Here is a 20,218-nt window from a genome sequence, read left to right as displayed (position 1 = left end):
TTAACATATTTTTCAAAAACAGGCTTACACTAGAGTAAACTGAATTTTATTGTCAACAAATCACAATTTATTCCACCAATTTTCGTAAAAATCCGGAACGATTTAGGAAATGTAAATTTCATTTCTGATATTTGGTCAACCAATCACCAATAAGGTAACGAGCAAATAAATAAAGATGATTCTCTAGGGGATCATTTAAGATAAATTGAAAAAAGATAAATTGAAATGAAGAATTTTACTATTCATCTGTTTACTGTAGCTTTACTAACAACTGTCTTGATCATGTCCTTTAAGTCTTTTAATGTAGACAAAGTGACAACAGTTAAAGAGTTAGAAGAACGTATTTCTAATGCACAACCAGGCGATACAATCGTAATGGCTGCACAAACATGGAAAGATGTTAAGATTAAATTTAAAGGAGAAGGTACAGAGGCAAAGCCAATTGTACTCAAAGCAGAAAAAAGAGGAGAGACTTTTCTTACAGGTAACTCATCTTTAGAAATTGGAGGTAATCATTTAGTAGTAGATGGTTTCATTTTTAAAGACGGTTATGCAAAAGGTAGAGTGGCTGTTCGTTTTAAAATCGGCGATTTAGTTGCTAAAAATTCTCGTTTAACTAATGTAGTAATGGATCATTATAATCCTGCCGATCGTTTTGAAAAAACATCATGGGTAGAATTATACGGACAGAATAATGAAATTGACCATTGTTACTTTGGAGGTAAATTAAATGCAGGTGTGTTAATGGCAGTGAAGTTAAATAACTTAGAATCACGTCATAACCACCATCATATTCACCATAATCACTTTGGAAGAAGACCTAAATTAGGCTCAAATGGTGGTGAAACAGTTCGTGTAGGTGTTTCTACCTACTGTGAAGAATCCTCAGAAACTTTAATAGAGAATAATTATTTTGATCATGTTTCTGGTGAAGTAGAAATTGTATCTATTAAATCTTCAGACAACACAATTAGAGGAAATATTTTTGAGGCTTCTGAAGGAGTTTTAGCCTTAAGACATGGTGATAGAAACGTGGTGGAGAATAATTATTTCTTTGGCCATAACTTAGCTAATGCAGGTGGTGTGAGAGTAATTAATGGAGGGCACATAGTGAGAAACAACTATTTCCAAGATTTAGGTGGTAAACGTTTCTTTGGTCCTTTACCAATTATGAATGGTGTACCTAATTCATTGCCTAACCGTTACATTAGAGCGCATGATGTAACTGTTGAAGGGAATCACTTCTTTAACACTCCACATTTAGAACTATGTGTAGGATCTGATAGAGAACGTACACAAATTCCTGATCATATTTCGATTAAAAACAATGTTTTCTATAACCCTAAATCTTCTGAGATATTTACTGTATTGGATGATATTTCAGGATTTACAATCAAGGGGAATAAATATAAAAATGATGGTTCTGCTTTAAAATATAAAGCGGGTATGAAACCATTAAAAGAAGAATATACTTTAAATGCAGAAGGTTTATATGAAAGCAAATCATTTCAACCTAAAAAGCCAGTGATAGAAAGTGAGTGTGGACCTGAATGGTATACACCAATAGCGACAACTTTAGCTGCTTCTGATCAAAAAATTAAAGTATCGAGCTTTGATGAATTAGTAAAAGGAATTGAAAAAGCAGAAAATGGTGCAACCATCGAGATCATTTCTGAAACTATCAATTTCACTAAAGGTATTCATCTAACAAAAAATATTTCAATTGTGTGTAACGGTAAAGAGAGAACGAAGTTTTCTTTTGAAAAGAATCAAAAACAAGTTTCTTTCTTTACTATTGAAAATGGTGGGAGTTTAAATTTAAAGGGAATTGATTTTAAGGGTAGATCAAAAGTAGGTATTTCTAAAGCAGGTATTTCTACTTCAAAATCACCGATGATTCAACACTATTCTTTAACAATTGATGATTGTGCTTTCCATCATTTTGATGCGGCAGACTATTCAGCATTCCGTGCATATACAAGTACTTTTGCTGATAAGATTGAAATCAAAAATTCTGAATTCTACAATATCTCAGGTGTAGCATTAAACATTAATGGTCAAACAGAGCAGTTGGGTAGATACAGTGCAGAAGAAGTGATTATTGAGAATTGTAAATTCAAACAAGTAATGACTGGAGCAATGGAAATTACACGTTTAGGAAACGACGAGTCGACAACAGGTCCTCACGTGGTTATTAAAGACTGTGATTTTGTTGAATCAGGAAATAAAGAATTAGGTAGCGTAGTATTGCTATGGGGTGTACAAAGCTTAGAAGTAGATAATTTATTTTTCTACAATGCAGGTACATCTGGTAGAACCATTCGTTTCGAAGATCCGAACTGGGCAGTATCTACAATTGATAATATCCTAAGTATTGGTTCTGGTAGAATTGAATCTTACTACCCTAGAGTAGGAGATCATATCACAACGGTTGAAGAACACTTAGACGAAACTAAGGCTTACAACATGAAACGTGAAATGAATAAAGGTTTTCAGCCCTCTAAATAGATATTAAGTTGGAGAACATTCAGCTTTCTGGATGTGCTGAATGTTTCTCTGACCTTAGCCAGAAATCAATAAGATTAACAAATTTTTAAATTTTTAGTATAAAATGGAAAAGATTCAATCTAAGCCATTCTTCGTATCTTCAGAAAATGAATGGGAAGAATTAGGAAACGGTATTTCTCGCCAAATTATTGGTTATGACAATCAATTGATGGCAGTAAAAGTAAAATTTGATAAAGGTGCAGTAGGTACTCCTCACTCACACTTCCATTCTCAAGTAACTTATGTTGTAGAAGGTTCTTTTAGAATGAGAATTGGTGAAGAATGGAAAACCATCAATAAAGGTGATGCTTTCTATTGTGAGCCTGATGTGGAGCATGAAGCAGAATGTTTAGAAGACGGTATGTTGATCGATACTTTCGGTCCTGCTCGTATGGACTTCTTAGACGGTTCTAAACCGGCTTACCTTACGGGTAAAAAAGATTAGTTTTTACTTATCAAATAATTTAAACAATGGCTACAACAGTAGAATCAAAAAAGACGTCTAAAGGAGGCATTAAGCCATTCGGTAAGAACCTGCGTTGGGCTATCATTGGACTTATCGCTATTGCAACTATCATCAATTACATTGATAGATCGGCGTTATCCATGATGTTCCCTGGTAAAGGTGGTATCGGAGAGACTTTAGGTTTAGATAAGACCGATTATGGTTTAATCCTAAATATCTTCATGATATTTTATGCATTGGGACAGTCTTTTTCAGGAAGAATTTTTGATAAAGTAGGTACTCGTTTTGGATATGTAATATCGATTGGTATCTGGTCTATCTCTTCTTTCTGTCACACATTTGCAAGAGGTATTTTTTCTCTTGGATTTTTCCGATCAACATTAGGATTTGGTGAGGCAGGTAACTGGCCTGGAGCAGCAAAAAGTAATGCAGAGTGGTTCCCGATTAAAGAAAGAGCTTTCGCTCAAGGTTTATTTAATGCAGGAGCTTCATTAGGATCGGTAGTCGCACCTCCGTTTATTGCAACATTATTTGTGGCTTTCGGATGGCAAACAACATTTATGATCATTGGTTCTTTAGGGTTATTCTGGATTATTCCTTGGTTAATTATTAACAAAGGAGAGCCAACAAAGCATCCTTGGATGACTGAAGAAGAATGTCACTATATTAAATCGGGTCAATCTAAAGCTGATAACGATGAAAATGCAGTAGCATTACCATTAAAGAAAATCTTATCGTATAGACAGGCTTGGTCAGTATTAGTATCTCGTTTCTTTTTAGAACCCATCTGGTGGTTATTTGTAGGTTGGATGCCTATCTACTTAGCAGATGTTTACGGGTTTGACGTAAAAGAAATTGGTGCATTTGCTTGGATTCCATATGTAGGTGCAGCATTAGGTTCTGTAACAGGAGGTTACTACTCAGGATTGTTAATCAAAAAAGGTCATACTACAGACAGAGCACGTAAACAAACAATCGTTATTGGTTCTGTATTGATGTTATCAGGTTTGATTTCAGTATTAAGTATCGATTTATCGCAAAACCCAGATTGGTTTGTATATATCGTAGCTGTAGTGTTGTTCGGTTTCCAATTCTCTATTGGTAACGTACAAACTTTACCATCAGATTTCTTCTCTGGTAAAAATGTAGGTACGTTGGCAGGGTTTGGTGGTACTGTTGGTGTTTTATCAGTAGTATTAATGAATTTCGTCGTATCGCAAATTACTAACTACAATCTTGTATTTGGTATGATTGCAGTGTTTGTTCCATTGAGCGTTATCGCAATATTCTTCTTGGCTAGAGAAATCAAGCCTGTTGAAGAAGACGAATAAAAATAAAAAAGATGGCATATCAAGTGTCCTCATAATTTGATATGCCAACTCTATATAAATACACTTTAAATAAGTGCTATCATTTTAAAAAAAATACATCTAAATAAAATTAGTTTAATTATGAATTTATCAGGAAAAGTTGCCATCATTACTGGTGGTGTACGTGACATCGGACGTGAGATTACTCTAGCTATGGCTAAAGCAGGTGCAAAAGTAGTTGCTAACTATTATGCAGCAGAAGAAAATGCAGAAGAGAATGCAGCAGAAACAGTTCGTTTAGCAGCTGAATTTGGTGCAGAGGTGATCACTGTTCCTGGCGATTTGATGAAAACTGAAGACGTTGAAAACGTTATCGCAAAAGCAGTAGAAGTATTCGGTGAGCGTATCGATATCTTAGTAAACGTTGCTGGTGGTATTGTAGGTCGTAAGAAAATCGAAGAGCAAGACGAGAACTGGTATAATTTATTAATGGACTTGAACTTTAAAACTGTTTGGTCTATGACTAAAGCGGTTCGTCCTCATTTAGGTGAAGGTGGTTCAATCATTAACTTTGCCTCTCAAGCAGGTCGTGACGGTGCTGGTCCTGGTGCAACTCTTTATGGTGCTTCTAAAGCGGCTGTAATGGGCTTTACTCGTGGTATGGCAAAAGAATTGGGTCCAATTGGTGTTCGTGTTAACGCACTTTGCCCAGGTATGATTGCTACTAAATTCCATGACGATCACACACCTGATCAAGCACGTGTTAACGTAGCAAATGCAACAGCATTAAAACGTGAAGGTCGTGCAGAAGAAGTAGCTGACTTAGTAGTTTACTTAGCTTCGGATAGTTCTTCATTCCTTTCTGGAAACAACATTGATATCAACGGAGGATTAGCGTTCTCTTAATGGATATAGAGATTTATTATATTCCGCTACTGTTTAGGTAGCGGAGTATTTTCCCATTAAATAGGCCTAATGAACAACAACGAAATGAAAAATATATTCAAGTTATTATTACTACTACTTATTTGGCAATTTAATTTTGCTTATGCTCAACAACCGGTTGTTATCGTTAATAACGGATTTGAAGACGGTTTAAAAAACTGGGAAGTTAGAGGGAAAGTTCAAAAGTCTCAGGAAGCCAATACTGGTAACGGTTCGGCAAAACTAGCAGAAAAAGGGGCGGAAGTATCTCAATTTATCAGAGTACAGCCTAAAACGGATTATATATTAACGTTAGCTGTAAAAGGAAAGGCTACTGCATTTGTCTCTGTAAAAGGAAAAAAACAAGAGATAAATACAGATAATAAGAAATACTCTACTTATGAAATCGCTTTTAATAGCGGTAAAGCAAAAAACATTATCATTGGTGTCAAATACAAAGAAGGACAATCAAGAATTGATGATGTAGTATTAAAGCAAGTAAAAGCTGCTTCGGCAGAAAAAGAAACATTAAACCCTATTTTAGTTGTCAACGGTGGTTTTGAAAGTAAACTAAACAACTGGGAAATGACAGGTAAAGTGTCTTCATCAGATGTTTGTAATAGTGGAGTGAAATCTGCTAAAATGGACAATAAAGCTGAATTAAGACAAATGGTAAGAATTTATCCAAGTCAAGAATATCAACTTGATGTTGCGGTAAAGGGTAAAGGACAAATCTTTGCAAGAGTAAAAGGAAATGAAGTAGTTCAAGATTTTGATACTAAAGAGTTTCAAGTGGTAAGTTTAGAATTTGAAGCACCTGCTAAAGGTAAATTTGTGACTATTGGTGGTAGATATGCTGGAAAACAAGTACGTTTTGATGATTTTAAAATTACAATCTTAAATCAAGAAATTGACGAGAACCATCAATTCCCTTCTGATATTATTCCATCGTTAACAGATTGGAAAGTGACTTTACCTATTGATGCACAAGGTAGAGATAACAAAAAGGTTTACGATGTTGATCAACGTGTAAAGAATCCGTTAGAGATTTCTGATAATGGTATGATTGGTTTCGAATATCGTCCATACTTTTATGCAAAAGATGGTGAGGTTTTCTTTAGAGCACATGCAGCAGGAGCAACAACAAAGGGTTCGAAATATCCTCGTACAGAACTAAGACAACGTTCAGGAAACGGTAATTTGTATTGGTCTATGAATGAGGCACAATACTTAGAAACAGAATTAAGAGTAACTCACGTTCCTACAGAAAAACCAGAAGTATGTATGACTCAAATTCATGGTCCAGATGATGAGCCATTAAGAGTACAATACCATACAAGAAAAGGGGTATATATAGTTTGGAACGAACATAATAAAGATTACGATAATGCACTTCCTTACAAGATGGGAGAGCGTTTAAAGATCACAGTGGCAGTTGATAAGGGATATATCACTTGTACAATCGTTAACCTTGATCAAAATAAAGAATATAAAAAGACTTGGAAATCTATGGATGCTACAGGTTACTTCAAAGTAGGTTGTTATACACAGGCTTCAAAATTCCAAAGTCAGATTAAGAAAGGTGCTCGTGATGAACCTAATAGTTCATATGGCGAGGTTGCTGTAAAATCAATCATTTTAAAAACCACTTATACACCAAAAAAATAGATGAAAAAGATAGTAACATTTGGTGAGGTGCTATTAAACTTGGCAGCTCAAGGAGATTTGCGTTTAAAACAATCTAATAGTTTAGACCTTAGGTTTGCTGGTGCAGAATCAAACGTTGCGGCATCTTTAGCTCAATTTGGTGAAAATGTAACTTACATTACTAGAGTACCTAAAAATGATCTTGCAGAAAAGGTGATCAATACGTTAAGAGGCTTAGGTGTTGATACATCCAAAGTAGTTTATGGTGGAGATCGTATTGGTATTATTTTCTTTGAAAATGGTGCTGTATACAAAAGTAGTAAAGTCATTTATGATAGAGCAGGGTCTTCAATAGCGACCATCCAAGAAGGTTCGATTGATTGGAAACAAGCTTTCGATGGTGCTGATTGGTTTCACTGGACAGGTATTACTCCAGCTTTATCAGCTTCAGCTGCTGCAGTCACAAAAGAAGCTTTAATTGCTGCTAGAGAAATGGGTTTAACTATTTCTGGCGATTACAACTTCAGAAAAAACTTGTGGCAATGGGGAAAAGATCATACTGAAGTGATGCCTGAACTTTTAGCTTTTTGTGATGTAATGTCTGGTATTCATCCTGATGTAAACATTGTGGAAGAAGCCGTTTCTGATGAACTATACGCATCTGCAGGAGAAGATATGATGAAAAAATATCCTAACTGCAAAGTAGTTGTTTTCACTGCTCGTGGTAGTATTTCTGCTTCTCATAATACTTGGCAAGGAGTAATATATGATGGAGAGAAAGTGTATCGCTCAGCTAATTATGATATAACACATATTGTAGATAGAGTGGGAGGTGGTGATTCTTTTATGGCTGCATTGATTTATGGATTACGTAATTATCCAACCAAACAAGAAGCAGTTGAATTTGCAGCTGCAGCATCTACTTTAAAACATTTAATTGCAGGCGACCAAAATATGGTTTCTGTGGAGGAGGTAGAAGCATTAATGAATGGTCCTAAAAATGGATTAATTAATAGATAATCTCTCATTAAATAAAAAAAATCTATTCTTCTTCAGAGGAATAATATAAAAAAACGAACTAAAATGGCACGTTTTACAAGAATAGAAGTTACACAAAAAATGTACGATACAGGGATGATTCCTGTATTCTATCACAAAGACATTGATGTTTGTAAGTCAGTATTAAAAGCGACTTATGAAGGTGGAGCTCGTGTATTTGAATTTACAAATCGTGGTGATTTTGCACACGAGATCTTTGCAGAACTAGTAAAGTGGGCAGAAAAAGAAATTCCAGAAATGATCTTAGGTATCGGTTCTGTGATTGACGCTCCTACTACAGCTTTATACTTACAATTAGGAGCTAACTTTATTGTTTCTCCAATCATGAATCCTGAAATGGCTAAAGTTTGTAATCGTCGTAAGGTAGCTTGGTCACCTGGATGTGGATCTTTAACAGAGATACAACAAGCAGAAGAATTAGGATGTGAAGTAGTAAAAATATTCCCTGGTCAGCAGGTAGGTGGACCTGATTTTGTGAAAGCCGTTAAAGGGCCTTTCCCTTGGTCTTCTATTATGCCAACAGGAGGTGTTAAACCAGAAAGAGAAAACATTACAGAGTGGATCAAATCAGGAGTACACTGTGTAGGGATGGGGTCTCAATTAATGGTGAAAGATACCAAAGGAAACTTTGATCTAGAAGGGATAAAAAACCTAACTAGAACATCGTTAGATATTATTTCTGAAGTAAGAGGATAATATCTGATTATAATAGCTGCATAAATCCTTATGATAAGGTTTTATGTAGTTATTAATTAACTTAAAAATAGTGAATGAATTATTTATTTTATTGAATTTTAAGATCATTGGATAACCAATTGATAGAAACCGATCTGTTCTGACTATCTCTTCAAAAAAATAAGAAATAAATTATCAGTTTAAATTTAGATAATTTAATATTTTAGAGCTCCTTTTTAATGCTATAATGAAATGATAAACAATTTAAAACGAATCAAATCTTAAAAAGGCTCTCCAAATGTTAAATTTTAGACTTATTTTAAATTATATTAAAAATATTGATAAGTGTCATTAGTTCACTTAAATATTTTTTTTAATTTTGGTTAACCAACATCCAGTGAGTGTAAAATTCAAATGAACTTCGTTAAACAGCAATTAAATGTTAAGAATGATACTTCAAAAATGGCACCTGTCCCAGATTATTTTGGTGATGGTGCTAGCAAGTTCTTCAGTTTTCGCACAAACTCAAGTATCGGGAACAATAACTTCGCAAGCGGACAAACTACCTATTCCAGGTGTATCTATTTTTATTAAAGGAACTACAGCTGGTACAATCTCTGATTTCGACGGTAACTACTCATTATTAGCCTCACCTGAAGATGTTTTAGTTTTCCGTTACATTGGAATGGAAGAACAAGAGATTACAGTAGGTACACAAACAAAAATTAGTGTGGCTTTAGCTGAATCTACGGAACAACTTCAAGAAGTTGTAGTAGTAGGTTATGGTACACAAAAGAAATCTCACCTTACAGGGGCGATCTCAAAAGTAAAAAATGAAAAATTAGATCAAATTCCAGTGTCTCGTGTCGATGATGCTTTAATTGGCCAAGTTTCAGGTGTAAACATTCAACAAACCAATCCTGAAGCAGGTGAAGCACCGACGATTCAAGTTCGTGGTGTAGGATCTATTGCAGCGGGTTCTGGTCCAGCAGTGGTAGTAGATGGAGTGTTAGTTGAAAGCGACTACTTAGCATCGTTAGATATGAATGATGTATCTTCAGTGGAAGTTTTAAAAGATGCATCTTCTGCAGCTATCTTTGGTTCAAGAGGTGGTAATGGTGTTATCATGATTACTACAAAATCGGGTGTATCTGGAGAAACAAAATTTAACTTCAATTCTTATTATGGTCGTAAATGGTCTTATCAAAGAGAAAATTTTCGTCCTACTGTAGCTGAAAATAAAGCCAACATCGAGAACTATATTGCTAATATCGATGAAAACTGGCCTTCTGATCTTCCAGAAGATCAAAGAGCTTATGTACTTGGTAAAGCAAACACGACTTTAACAAGAATGAATTACATGCAGGATATTTTAGGAGAGAATCCTGAAAAAGATTGGCAAGATATTATTTTCGAAGACGGTAATATTCAATCATACTCTTTATCTGCATCTGGTGGATCAGACAATACAACATTCAATGTTTCAGGTTCTTATTTACAAGATGATGGGGTGCTTTTAGCTGATAAATACTCTAAAATGAACGTACGTTTCAAATTAAAGAGTAAACTAACGAAACGTTTAGAATTAGGGTTAAACTTGAACCCAGTTAGAGAGCAAAAACAAGTGTTTCCTACGTCATTACATGAGTCTCTTCGTCAATCTTCTTGGTTACCAATTACACACGATGCTCATTCAATACAATTTGTAGATAGAGCTAACTTTCCTAACATAGCCATTGGAGATTATGCACAAGAATCTCACTTTAACAACTATCCAGATCCTAATGATCCGACAAAAGTGTTACCAAACGTATCGGTAACCAACAACTCCAATCCTTATGCAAATATTGTAGAGAGAGATCATAAAGAGTTAACGCATCGTATCTACACAGGTATGTATTTAAAATATAAAGTGATGAAAGGTTTAAACTTCCGTACATCATTTACTGCTACTTATAGAGATCGTGTTCGTAACTATTACGATGGTACAAAAGCTACTCGTAACGGAGCTGCAGATGCTCGTTTACGTAACAGAACATACAGAGACTTTAACTGGATCAATGATAACTACTTTACATACAATAAAAATATCAACGGAATGCATGATATCAATGCAACGTTGGGTATGTCATTTGAGAGACGTCAAACACACTTTACAGAAACAATAGGTACAGGTTTTACTAACGATGCTGTAAAGACAATGAATGCAGCTTCGACTATTGCTTACGGAGATGAGTTTATTGGTGTTGAAACATTACATTCTGTTTTTGGTCGTGTAAATTATGCATACAACGATAGATACTTGTTCTCAGTTTCAGTACGTACGGATGGTAGTTCAAGATTTGGACAAAACTATAAATACGGTTTATTCCCAGCAGCATCATTTGGTTGGAGAATGACAGAAGAAAACTTTATGAGAGGTGTAGATTGGGTATCTGTATTGAAACCAAGAATCTCTTACGGTATTACAGGTAACAACCAAGGTATTGGAATGTACGATGCTTTAGGTAGAATGAGTCCTTCTTCTTCTGTTGTAAACGGTGGTATTTCTTCTGGATATGTTCCTGCTAACATCGCTCAGCCAGATTTACGTTGGGAGCAACAAGTAGAACTTAACCCAGGTTTCGATTATGGTTTCTGGGGTAACAGAATCTTTGGTTCAATTGAATGGTATCGTCGTACATCAAACGACTTATTATTGACACAACAAATTCCTTCTGTGACAGGTTTCGATCAAAGAACTGTCAATTTAGGTAAGGTACAAAACCAAGGTTTTGAATTTGAATTCAATATCAAACCTATCGTTTCAGATAAATTCAAGTGGACGTTAACAGCAAATGCTTCAACCAACGAAAATAAATTAATTGATTTTGGTGGTGTTGATAGTTTAATCACTATTGTTGATGATAAACGTCCTGCTAACTGGATAGCAGCAACAGGTCATCCTATATCGTCATTCTACGGTTATAAAATTGATAGATCAAAAGGTGATAATGGTAATGTTCCTTTCGAATACTTAAACGAAGGCTTCTGGCCAATCGGTGGTACTTCTCAAATGGGATATGTACAAGATCTTAATGGTGATGGTGTAATTGATGAGAATGACCGTACTATTATCGGTTCTCCTTATCCTAACTTTATCTGGTCAATCACCAATAATTTCAATATTGGACGTTTTGATGTGAGTTTCATGTTCCAGGGTTCTATGGGTGGACAGGTATTAAATATTGATCCTCAGTACTACGAGTATCAAACAATGCAAGGTCAGCGTCCAAATACTCAATTCTTTGGAGAAATGTCTAATGTAAGAGAGAGAATCTTAACCGACGATATGGTTCAGGATGCATCATTTATTGCATTAAGAAACATCAACGTGGGGTATTCTATTCCTAATAATTGGGTCGGTAAAGTTGGTTTGAATAAAGCACGTATTTATGCAGCAGGATCAAATTTACTTTATTTAATGGCAGATGGTTATACTTCATTCAACCCAGAGGGTATTCGTGATGAAGGACCAATCAACTATGGTTACCAAAGAGGTGCTGCTCCAATTCCTCGTTCATTTATTTTAGGTATAAACGCTGAATTTTAATCCTCACTTTAGAAATGAAAACATCAATTAAATATATATTCACCGTCTTGCTATTAATGAGTTTTACTGCTTGTGATAGCTTCCTGACAGAATATCCTCATTCAGAAGTAGCTGTAGACGACTACTTAAAAAATGATGATGAGGTAGAAACAGCTGTCATTGGTATTTACTCTGGTTTACAAGAAGTTGTACAACAAGAATATGCAATCTTGGAAATGAGATCTGATAACGCAGGTACACGTAGTGGTGTGGGTGATTGGGCACAATTTGAGTCTTTTACGCTATTAACTACTAATTCTGTAGTTGCTAATTATTGGAAACAGTTATACACAACTATTCACCGTTGTAATCTTGTTTTAGCTAGTATTGACAATGTTGTCGATCCCAATAAAAAGCAACAATTTGAAGCAGAAGCTAAATTTGTTAGAGGTTACCTTCATTTTAATGCCGTTCGTTTATTTGGAAGTGTTCCATTAGCAGACCGTATTGTGAATGAAGGAGACACAGAAGGTTATAAACAAGCTCCTGCCGACGAGGTGTATGCTTTAGTAAATTCTGATCTTGAATATGCAGTGAATAATTTACCGAGTAAATCAGATATTGATTTAGGAAGAGCAAATAAAGAATCTGCACAAACAATGCTAGCAAAGTATTACTTACAATTTAAGCAATACGATGAAGCGAAAACTTTATTATCTGATATTATTGCAGGAGGAAGCTTCTCTTTAACTCAGAATTATAACGATATCTTCTATCAAGAATTAGGTAGTGAGATTATTTTTCCAATCCAGTTTATTGATGATAACACCGAAAATTCTCAAGAGTTCTCTTATTATTTCTTATTCGAGCAAGGTTCACATAACTATGCTACAGATAATATGATCACTTTGTATGAGTCTCAACCTGGTGTTAACGGAGAGGATACGAGATATACTACCAATATCATCGATCAAAGAGGTGTACGTAAAGGTTGTGGTAAATTTATTACGACAGCCAATAATATCCGTCTTGCGGGTAATGATTATATCTTAATTAGATATTCTGATGTTTTACTACTCTACGTTGAAGCCGTTATTGGTGATAGCTTCCAAACAAATGATGCAGTGGCATTGGATTATTTTAATCAAGTGAGATCAAGAGCAGGTTTAGCTCCTTTACAAAATGTAACCAAGCCTACATTAGCCAATGAGCGTCGTAAAGAATTCCTTTATGAAAACCATCGTTGGTTCGATCTAGAAAGAACTGGAGATTTGGAGGCAACTATTACAAACTTCATGAAAGACCAAGGATTAAATTTTGACAAGCGTCATTTATTACTTCCAATTCCACAAAGAGAGTTGGATACCAGTAAAGGTATGTTGACTCAAAACCCTGGTTACTAAAATAATTTTTTTCTCGGGGATGGGTTTTTAGCCTATCCCACACTTAAAGGTATTTTTATTTCACTATACATGAACAAAACTCTTCACATAATATCATTTCTTTTCTTGATGTTCAGTTTCATGAATTGTACCTCTCAAAAGGTCGAAGAAAATCCTATCAAACCAGAAGTAGATGAACCTTCAAATCCTGATGCAGATCAAGATGAAGATACTCCGGAGGAAGAGGATGAACTCGAGCTTTTGAAAATTATTGATCCTGGTTTAGAACTTCAAAATTTTCCAGATTGGAAAGCAGAAGGCACCGTGAATAATTCTACAGGGGAAAGCAACGTGAACAGCGGAAATAGATCTGCTAAAGTGACAAAAGAAGGTGACCAATTATCACAGATAATTCGTGTAAATACAGGCGTTGAATACAAACTATCTGTTTATGCCAAAGGAGGAGTGACATTATTTGTACAGTTAGGTGAAGAGAAAGAAGAGGTGATTTCAGTAATTCATCAAGATTTTGCAAAAACCTCATTAACATTTACTTCTGACTCTGCTTATATTACAATTGGCGCAAGATATCATGCACAAGAAGGTCGTTTTGATGATTTCGCAATCAATGAATATAACGAAACGGAAGAACCTGATGTAGAACAAATGCCTACGGATGTGATACCATCATTAATACAATGGAAAGTAACACTTCCAGTGGATAAAGATGGAAACGATAATAGTAATGTAACTCATGTAGATGACAGAAATAGATCGCCATTAGAAATAAAAGATGGAGATTTAGTGGATTATGAATGGTCCCCTTATTTCCATGCAGAAAATAATGAAGTATTTTTTAGAGGACATTGTGCAGGAACAACCACAAGAGGATCTTACTACCCACGTTCAGAACTTAGACAACGTGTAGGTGGAGGAGATAACTATTGGTCTGTTCAAAAATACCAATATTTAAAAACAGTACTTAGAGTAACACACTTACCAGTGGTGAAGCCTGAGGTTTCTATGGTGCAAATCCATGGGCCTCAGGACGAACCCCTGAGAGTACAATATTCTGCAAGTACAAGATCTTCCAATCCTTGGGGCTTGCATATTGTCTACAACGAAAACTACAAAGAAAGAACACAAATTGATTACGATTTAGGAGATCGTTTGGAGGTAGAAGTGATAGTAGATCAAGGCTACATTACTTGTAATATTTTAAACTTAGAAAACGGTCAAAGATATTCTAAACAATTTCTATCAGAAGATCAAACAGGGTACTTTAAAGTGGGTTGTTATACGCAATCTACCAAGTTCCTCTCTCAGGTAAAACCCGAATATGATAAAGACGAGCCCAATGATGCTTATGCAGAAGTAGCCGTCCAATCAATAGAATTAAAAGAAACTTATTAAAAAGTATAAAGTAAATGAATATGAAAACTTTAAACTATTTGTATGGAGCATTTATGCTAACTGTTTTATCAGTTGGTCATCTATTTGCTCAAAATGCACCTGATAGTGATGGAAATATTTTCATTGATATTTCTAAAGATTATACTGCACATGCAGGTGCAGGTACCTATGCAGATAATACTCCATGGGATATAAAAGCAGAGGCAACATCACCATTTGGGAATGTTCTAGCAACAACAAACGAAAACTTATCTTCGAGTGCTGATAATCCCTCTTCTGCAAATTACGGTTCTTCTGTTTCTTATGATTTTACAGCAGAAGCAGGTAAAAGTCATTATGTGTGGGTTTTATTAAAAACACCAACAACATCGACAGGACGTTTCTTTGCTTCTATTAATGGTAAATGTATTGATAAAAGAACGGATACAGAATTTGCAGAACTAAGATCAAGAATTGATTTTGACAATTGGCAATGGGTGCGTGTTGGTAATAATGTAAAAGACCTTTTGGTAGACGGTACTAATGAATTCAGGATTTATCATTATAGAAAAGAGTTAGAAATTGCTCGTATTTTACTAGCACCATCAGAATCTGTGTTCCCTGTATTGGATCAGGCAACTAATGTAGCTGTTTCTAGTAACGATGCTTCTACTATTACTATAACTTGGTCTGAGCCTTCTAAAACAGGCTTTGTTATGGAACAAGATAACAATACTGAAAGAACTTTTCTACCCTCTTATTTAGTTTCTTTAAACGGATCTTTAATTACTGAAGAGCCAACTGAAGATGCACCTACAAAACATACTGATCACTTTATTACCATTAATAAGAGTGAATTACAAGCAGGGAATAATACCTTATCGATACAATTGGCTCAATTTACTAGAAGATCTAGTAGTAGTGATATTTTAGGTAAATCATCCATTGTAGAATTTACTTTTGATGAATCCACTCCACCGGATGGAGACAATGGAGGAGGAGAAACTCCTGGAGATGAGCAACAAGATGAAGCACATACAGCAGACAAAAATGGTGTATATATGTTCCAAGCTACTCAATATTTAGAGAGCAAAGCAGGAACTGGTGCATTTGATGGAGAAACTTGGATGGTAGGTAATGACGCTGTTCATGGCAACTACATGTACTTAGAAAATACATCATCAGATAATAGAAATGAAACTTCTGCAGAAAGAGCTATTTCTCCATCTTTGGTTTATAAAATCAATATGCCTGAAGCACAAACTGGTTTTGTTTGGGCATTAATAAATGAAGGATCTAAAGATGGTGGTCGTCTTTGGGCGAACATGAATGATCTTGATTTAGATAAAAGAAAGCCAGGTGAATATGGTTCTGCAGCTCGTTCTAGAATATCAGCTGATATGGCAGGAGAATGGCAATGGATTTTAATTAATAACCAAGCCAATAGTGATGTTGTAAAGGCTGATGATAATATCATCGAATTTTTCAAAGCTAGACCTAACATCAAAATAGCTAAAATAGCATTTACACCTCAACAAGATATCAACTTAATTATTGATACACCTGAAGCAAGAGTAACTGCCAATGATGGAACAAATGTAACTATCGGATGGGATGAGCCTACTTTAACAGGAGATTTATATGATAATAGTGATAATATTTACGCTACAAAATCATATGTATATAGAGTGAAATTAGGAGATGCTGTAATTGGTGATAACATCACTGCAAGAAATATTAATATTCCTGTAACTGATTTAGAAACTCCACAATTGGTTACTGTAGAAGTAGGGCATGAATTTAAGAAAAACTCTTCTTCAACACACATGACTTATTCATTAGAAGCTGAAATTACAGTGGATAAGAATTCTCAGCCAGGAGGAGATGAAGATACAGAGGCTCCAACAAAGCCTACCAACTTAGCATCATCTGAGGTGACGTCTTCATCTGTGAAATTAACGTGGACGGCTTCGACAGATAATGTGGCAGTAGTTGGATATAAAGTAACTCAAAATGGTACTGATTTATCTACTACATCATCAACAAATGAAATGAATGTAACAGGTTTAGCTGCTTCTACAGAATATACTTTTACAGTACGTGCATACGATGCTGCAGGAAATGAATCTGAAGCTTCAGATACTGAAACAATAACTACTTCTGAAGCTGGTGAAACTCCAGGTACAGGTATTATTATTCAAGCAGATGAAGATAAAATTTATACTTGGGATGCCACAGATTTTGAATTGAACAAAGCAGGTTCTGGAGCATTTGAAGGAGAACAATGGTTGGTAGGCTCAGATCCTGAAGTAGGTAGATTTATGTACCTTTCTAATACGGATACCACTACAAATGCAAATAAAGAAACAGCAAATAGAGCTGATTCTCCTAGCTTGATATATAATTTAGCAGGTGTTGATGCGTCATCAAGTAGATACATCTGGGCATTGGTAAATCAAGGTCAGAAGAACTCAGGTACTTTATATGCGGACTTAAATGGTATTTGTGCTGCAGCAAGAAAAGAAGGAGAATACGGAATCGATTTTGGATCTCGAGTATCTGAAGAAGCTGAAGGAAAGTGGCAATGGATACAGGTGGGATACAATGTACAGTCAATTGCTAAAGATGGTCAGTTAAATACCGTTGAGATATTTAAAGGATACCCAGATATTAAAATCGCTAAATTGATGTTCACAAGAACTCAAGAGTATGTACCAATTATCAATAATGCGAGAGTCTTTATTCAAGAAAATGATGGGGCAAATGTAACGGTATCTTGGGATGCACCAAAACTTCAATATTTACTTTATGATCACGAATTAAATCTTTTCGGAGAAGGGTATAACACTCCTGATTATACGTACAAAGTAAGAGTAGAAGGACAATCTGAAGTTGAGATTAAAGACAATTTTATCAAGATTCCTTATAGCCAATTGAATGGTGGAAAAACGGTAACAGTACAAATAGGACATCTATTTAGAACAGGTAGTACAAAATCTCAACTTTCTTACTCTTTACCAACAAGACTTGCTGGTGTTACAGAAGATAGTCAACCAGATTTTGATGCACCTTCTCAACCAACAGATCTAACCGCTGTAGATGTACAAGGAACAAACGTAGCATTAAGCTGGACAGCGTCTACCGATAATGTAGGTGTATTAGGATATAACATTTATCAAGATGGTATCAAGATTCAAACAACTACAGCTACATCGTTTAAAGTAAATGGTTTGAGTACTTCTACAGAATATACTTTTGAAGTAGATGCTTATGATGCCGCTGGTAATGTATCTGCTAAATCAGATGCTTTAACTTTAACCACTAGAGATAAAGATGATGAATTAACGGATCGTCCAAGTGAAGTAGAAGATTTAGCAACGACATTGGTGACACATGAATCATTTACATTATCATGGAGACCTTCTAACTCTTTAAATGGAATTACGGCTTACTACGTATTCCTTAGAGAACAAGGGTCGAATGAAGAATTCAGAATGATTGCTCATTTGAATGGAGAAACATTTTCTTTCGGTATTGAAGGATTGGATATGGGTGTTACATATGAAATGATGGTAAGAGCAGAAGACGGTGAGGGACACTTATCTGAAGAATCAGAAATTCATACTCAAAAAACAAATGATGAACCATTATCAGCCAACGATAACTTAAAAGTTTCATTGATTGAGAAAGTTTATCCTAACCCTTCGGTAAGTGATATTAATATTGAATTTACTTCTGAAGTATCTTATCTAATTTACAATTTAACAGGTCAGACCTTAGTTTCTGGAACTGCTCAAAAAGTAAAAGTAGATTTACCGAAAGGGACTTATATTCTTGTTGCGATTGATAGAAATGGCAATAGAGAATCAGCAAAGTTACTTTGCTTCTAATTTAAATAGAGATAAATAAGACAGACCGACAAAAGTAAAACCTGTTCCGAATATTTAATTTTTGACAGGTTTTACTTTTTAAAAGAATAATTAAGCTCAGCTTTAATTATTCAATCTGACATTTTTTTGAAATACTGAACAATAGCATAAACCATAAAAAAAGAGGGTCTGATATATTATCAGATCCTCTTTATTGCTTACTAATTTATTATAATGAGTAAGGATATTTTCTAGAATATAGAATTATATTTCTTTTTGGCAGACTCAAGAATAGGATTCAAATGTGCTTCCATTATTTTTTGAGCCTTGTTTTCATTGCCGTCTTTAATCGCATTAAATAATGCTCGATGTTCATTTACTGCCTCAAATCTACTTTCTTTAGAACATACTCTTTCTCTTTCAAAGTGATTTAAGATTTCCGGAGTAATGGTCATTAATAAACTCTTTAAAGTAGAATTTTTAGAACAGTTACTTAATGAAAGGTGAAACATGAAATCCTTTTCAGAAATATCTTCTGTGTTATTCAAAACAGCTCTTTCGTATTCTTCCATTGCATTTTCAGCAAATTGAAGATCTTTGTCTGTTCTTCTTTGAGCAGCTAAACCAGCAATTTTAACCTCTAATAGAATACGTGTTTCAATTAAAGAAAAGAAATCATTATTATCAATTTCTAAAATATTGGTAATGAGTCCTTCTAATGCTTTCTGACCTAAACCTACTACAACAGTACCACTCTGAGGTTGTGTTTTTAACAAACCAAAGAATTCCATTTTCTTTAATGCTTCGCGTACATGACTACGACCCACTCCAAATTGTTCGCTAAGTTTTCTTTCAGGAGGTAGAGTATCATTTGGTTTTAAGATACCAACCTCAATCATTTCTTTTAGTTTTCTTATGATTATACTTGAAGGTTTTTCAACAAGTATTTTTTCCATTTCTAAATCCATATTATTGCTTTTTATCGCCGTTTATGGTAGTAAACGATAAGAGATTTTTTTGTAATACTTTCACTTTATTTTTTTACACAAACAGTTATAAGAATAAAGAGATTGTAGTTTGTAGCTTCTTAAACTATAACTAGAAGTTGTTTTGTGAAAGGTGTATAATATTGATTTACTGTTTTTAGGGATCTTAAAAGATCAGACCAAAATAGCAATACAATAGTATAATCTATAAATTGATTTATGTTATTACAAAAATACAAAATAATATCAATAGATGAAGTATAAACTAGTGAATTATAATAATTTAATTCTAAAATTTAAATTAAATGTTAATGCTACATTTTATGATTTATTTTAAAGAATTTTTTATGAATAAATTTCATCGTGGTAGACCAATTAAGAGTTCTATTT

The 20,218-nt window shown here is 34.7% G+C and carries 12 protein-coding genes; 11 read left to right on the top strand and 1 reads right to left on the bottom strand.

From position 1 onward, the window contains the following. Positions 1-225: 225 nt before the first annotated feature. The 11 genes from NH26_RS10090 (at position 226) to NH26_RS25830 (ending at position 18,863) form a co-directional block, all read left to right on the top strand. Positions 226-2,508 (top strand): polysaccharide lyase 6 family protein, encoded by a 2,283-nt coding sequence (locus NH26_RS10090; protein ID WP_044227992.1) that lies wholly within the window; start codon positions 226-228, stop codon positions 2,506-2,508. A 103-nt stretch (positions 2,509-2,611) separates the two neighbouring features. Beyond that, a complete protein-coding gene (locus NH26_RS10085; protein WP_044227990.1) occupies positions 2,612-2,992 on the top strand; it encodes a cupin domain-containing protein in 381 nt (126 codons plus the stop codon). 26 nt (positions 2,993-3,018) lie between these two features. Next, positions 3,019-4,344: an MFS transporter gene (locus NH26_RS10080; RefSeq protein WP_044227988.1), complete on the top strand. Its 1,326-nt coding sequence runs from the start codon at positions 3,019-3,021 to the stop codon at positions 4,342-4,344. A 120-nt stretch (positions 4,345-4,464) separates the two neighbouring features. Beyond that, the gene (locus tag NH26_RS10075; protein WP_044227986.1) at positions 4,465-5,229 is read left to right on the top strand and encodes an SDR family NAD(P)-dependent oxidoreductase; all 765 of its coding nucleotides are present in this window, start codon (positions 4,465-4,467) and stop codon (positions 5,227-5,229) included. Between the two features lie 84 nt (positions 5,230-5,313). Next, on the top strand, positions 5,314-6,915 hold the full coding sequence (locus NH26_RS10070; RefSeq protein WP_158021920.1) for a polysaccharide lyase family 7 protein: 1,602 nt from the start codon (positions 5,314-5,316) through the stop codon (positions 6,913-6,915). Beyond that, positions 6,916-7,914, top strand: coding sequence for a sugar kinase (locus NH26_RS10065; RefSeq protein WP_044227981.1), 999 nt, complete (start codon positions 6,916-6,918; stop codon positions 7,912-7,914). A gap of 63 nt (positions 7,915-7,977) precedes the next feature. Continuing rightward, the gene (locus NH26_RS10060; RefSeq protein WP_044227979.1) at positions 7,978-8,649 is read left to right on the top strand and encodes a bifunctional 4-hydroxy-2-oxoglutarate aldolase/2-dehydro-3-deoxy-phosphogluconate aldolase; all 672 of its coding nucleotides are present in this window, start codon (positions 7,978-7,980) and stop codon (positions 8,647-8,649) included. Between the two features lie 427 nt (positions 8,650-9,076). Continuing rightward, entirely contained in the window at positions 9,077-12,220 is a 3,144-nt protein-coding gene (locus NH26_RS10055) for a SusC/RagA family TonB-linked outer membrane protein (protein WP_044228035.1), read from the top strand. A 14-nt stretch (positions 12,221-12,234) separates the two neighbouring features. Next, positions 12,235-13,602, top strand: a complete 1,368-nt coding sequence (locus tag NH26_RS10050) for a RagB/SusD family nutrient uptake outer membrane protein (protein WP_044227977.1) — start codon at positions 12,235-12,237, stop codon at positions 13,600-13,602. A gap of 120 nt (positions 13,603-13,722) precedes the next feature. Then, on the top strand, positions 13,723-14,994 hold the full coding sequence (locus NH26_RS10045; RefSeq protein WP_044227973.1) for a polysaccharide lyase family 7 protein: 1,272 nt from the start codon (positions 13,723-13,725) through the stop codon (positions 14,992-14,994). Positions 14,995-15,014: 20 nt separating this feature from the next. Then, on the top strand, positions 15,015-18,863 hold the full coding sequence (locus NH26_RS25830) for a fibronectin type III domain-containing protein (RefSeq protein ID WP_139262978.1): 3,849 nt from the start codon (positions 15,015-15,017) through the stop codon (positions 18,861-18,863). A 230-nt stretch (positions 18,864-19,093) separates the two neighbouring features. On the opposite strand, the gene NH26_RS10035 is transcribed toward NH26_RS25830, so the two are convergent. Then, positions 19,094-19,798 (bottom strand): FadR/GntR family transcriptional regulator, encoded by a 705-nt coding sequence (locus tag NH26_RS10035; protein ID WP_158021919.1) that lies wholly within the window; start codon positions 19,796-19,798, stop codon positions 19,094-19,096. Positions 19,799-20,218 lie beyond the last annotated feature (420 nt).

Origin of the sequence: Flammeovirga pacifica, from assembly GCF_000807855.2 — a bacterium.
In the GTDB taxonomy this organism is placed as follows: Bacteria; Bacteroidota; Bacteroidia; order Cytophagales; family Flammeovirgaceae; genus Flammeovirga; species Flammeovirga pacifica.
This window is presented reverse-complemented; position numbering and strand designations above follow the sequence as displayed.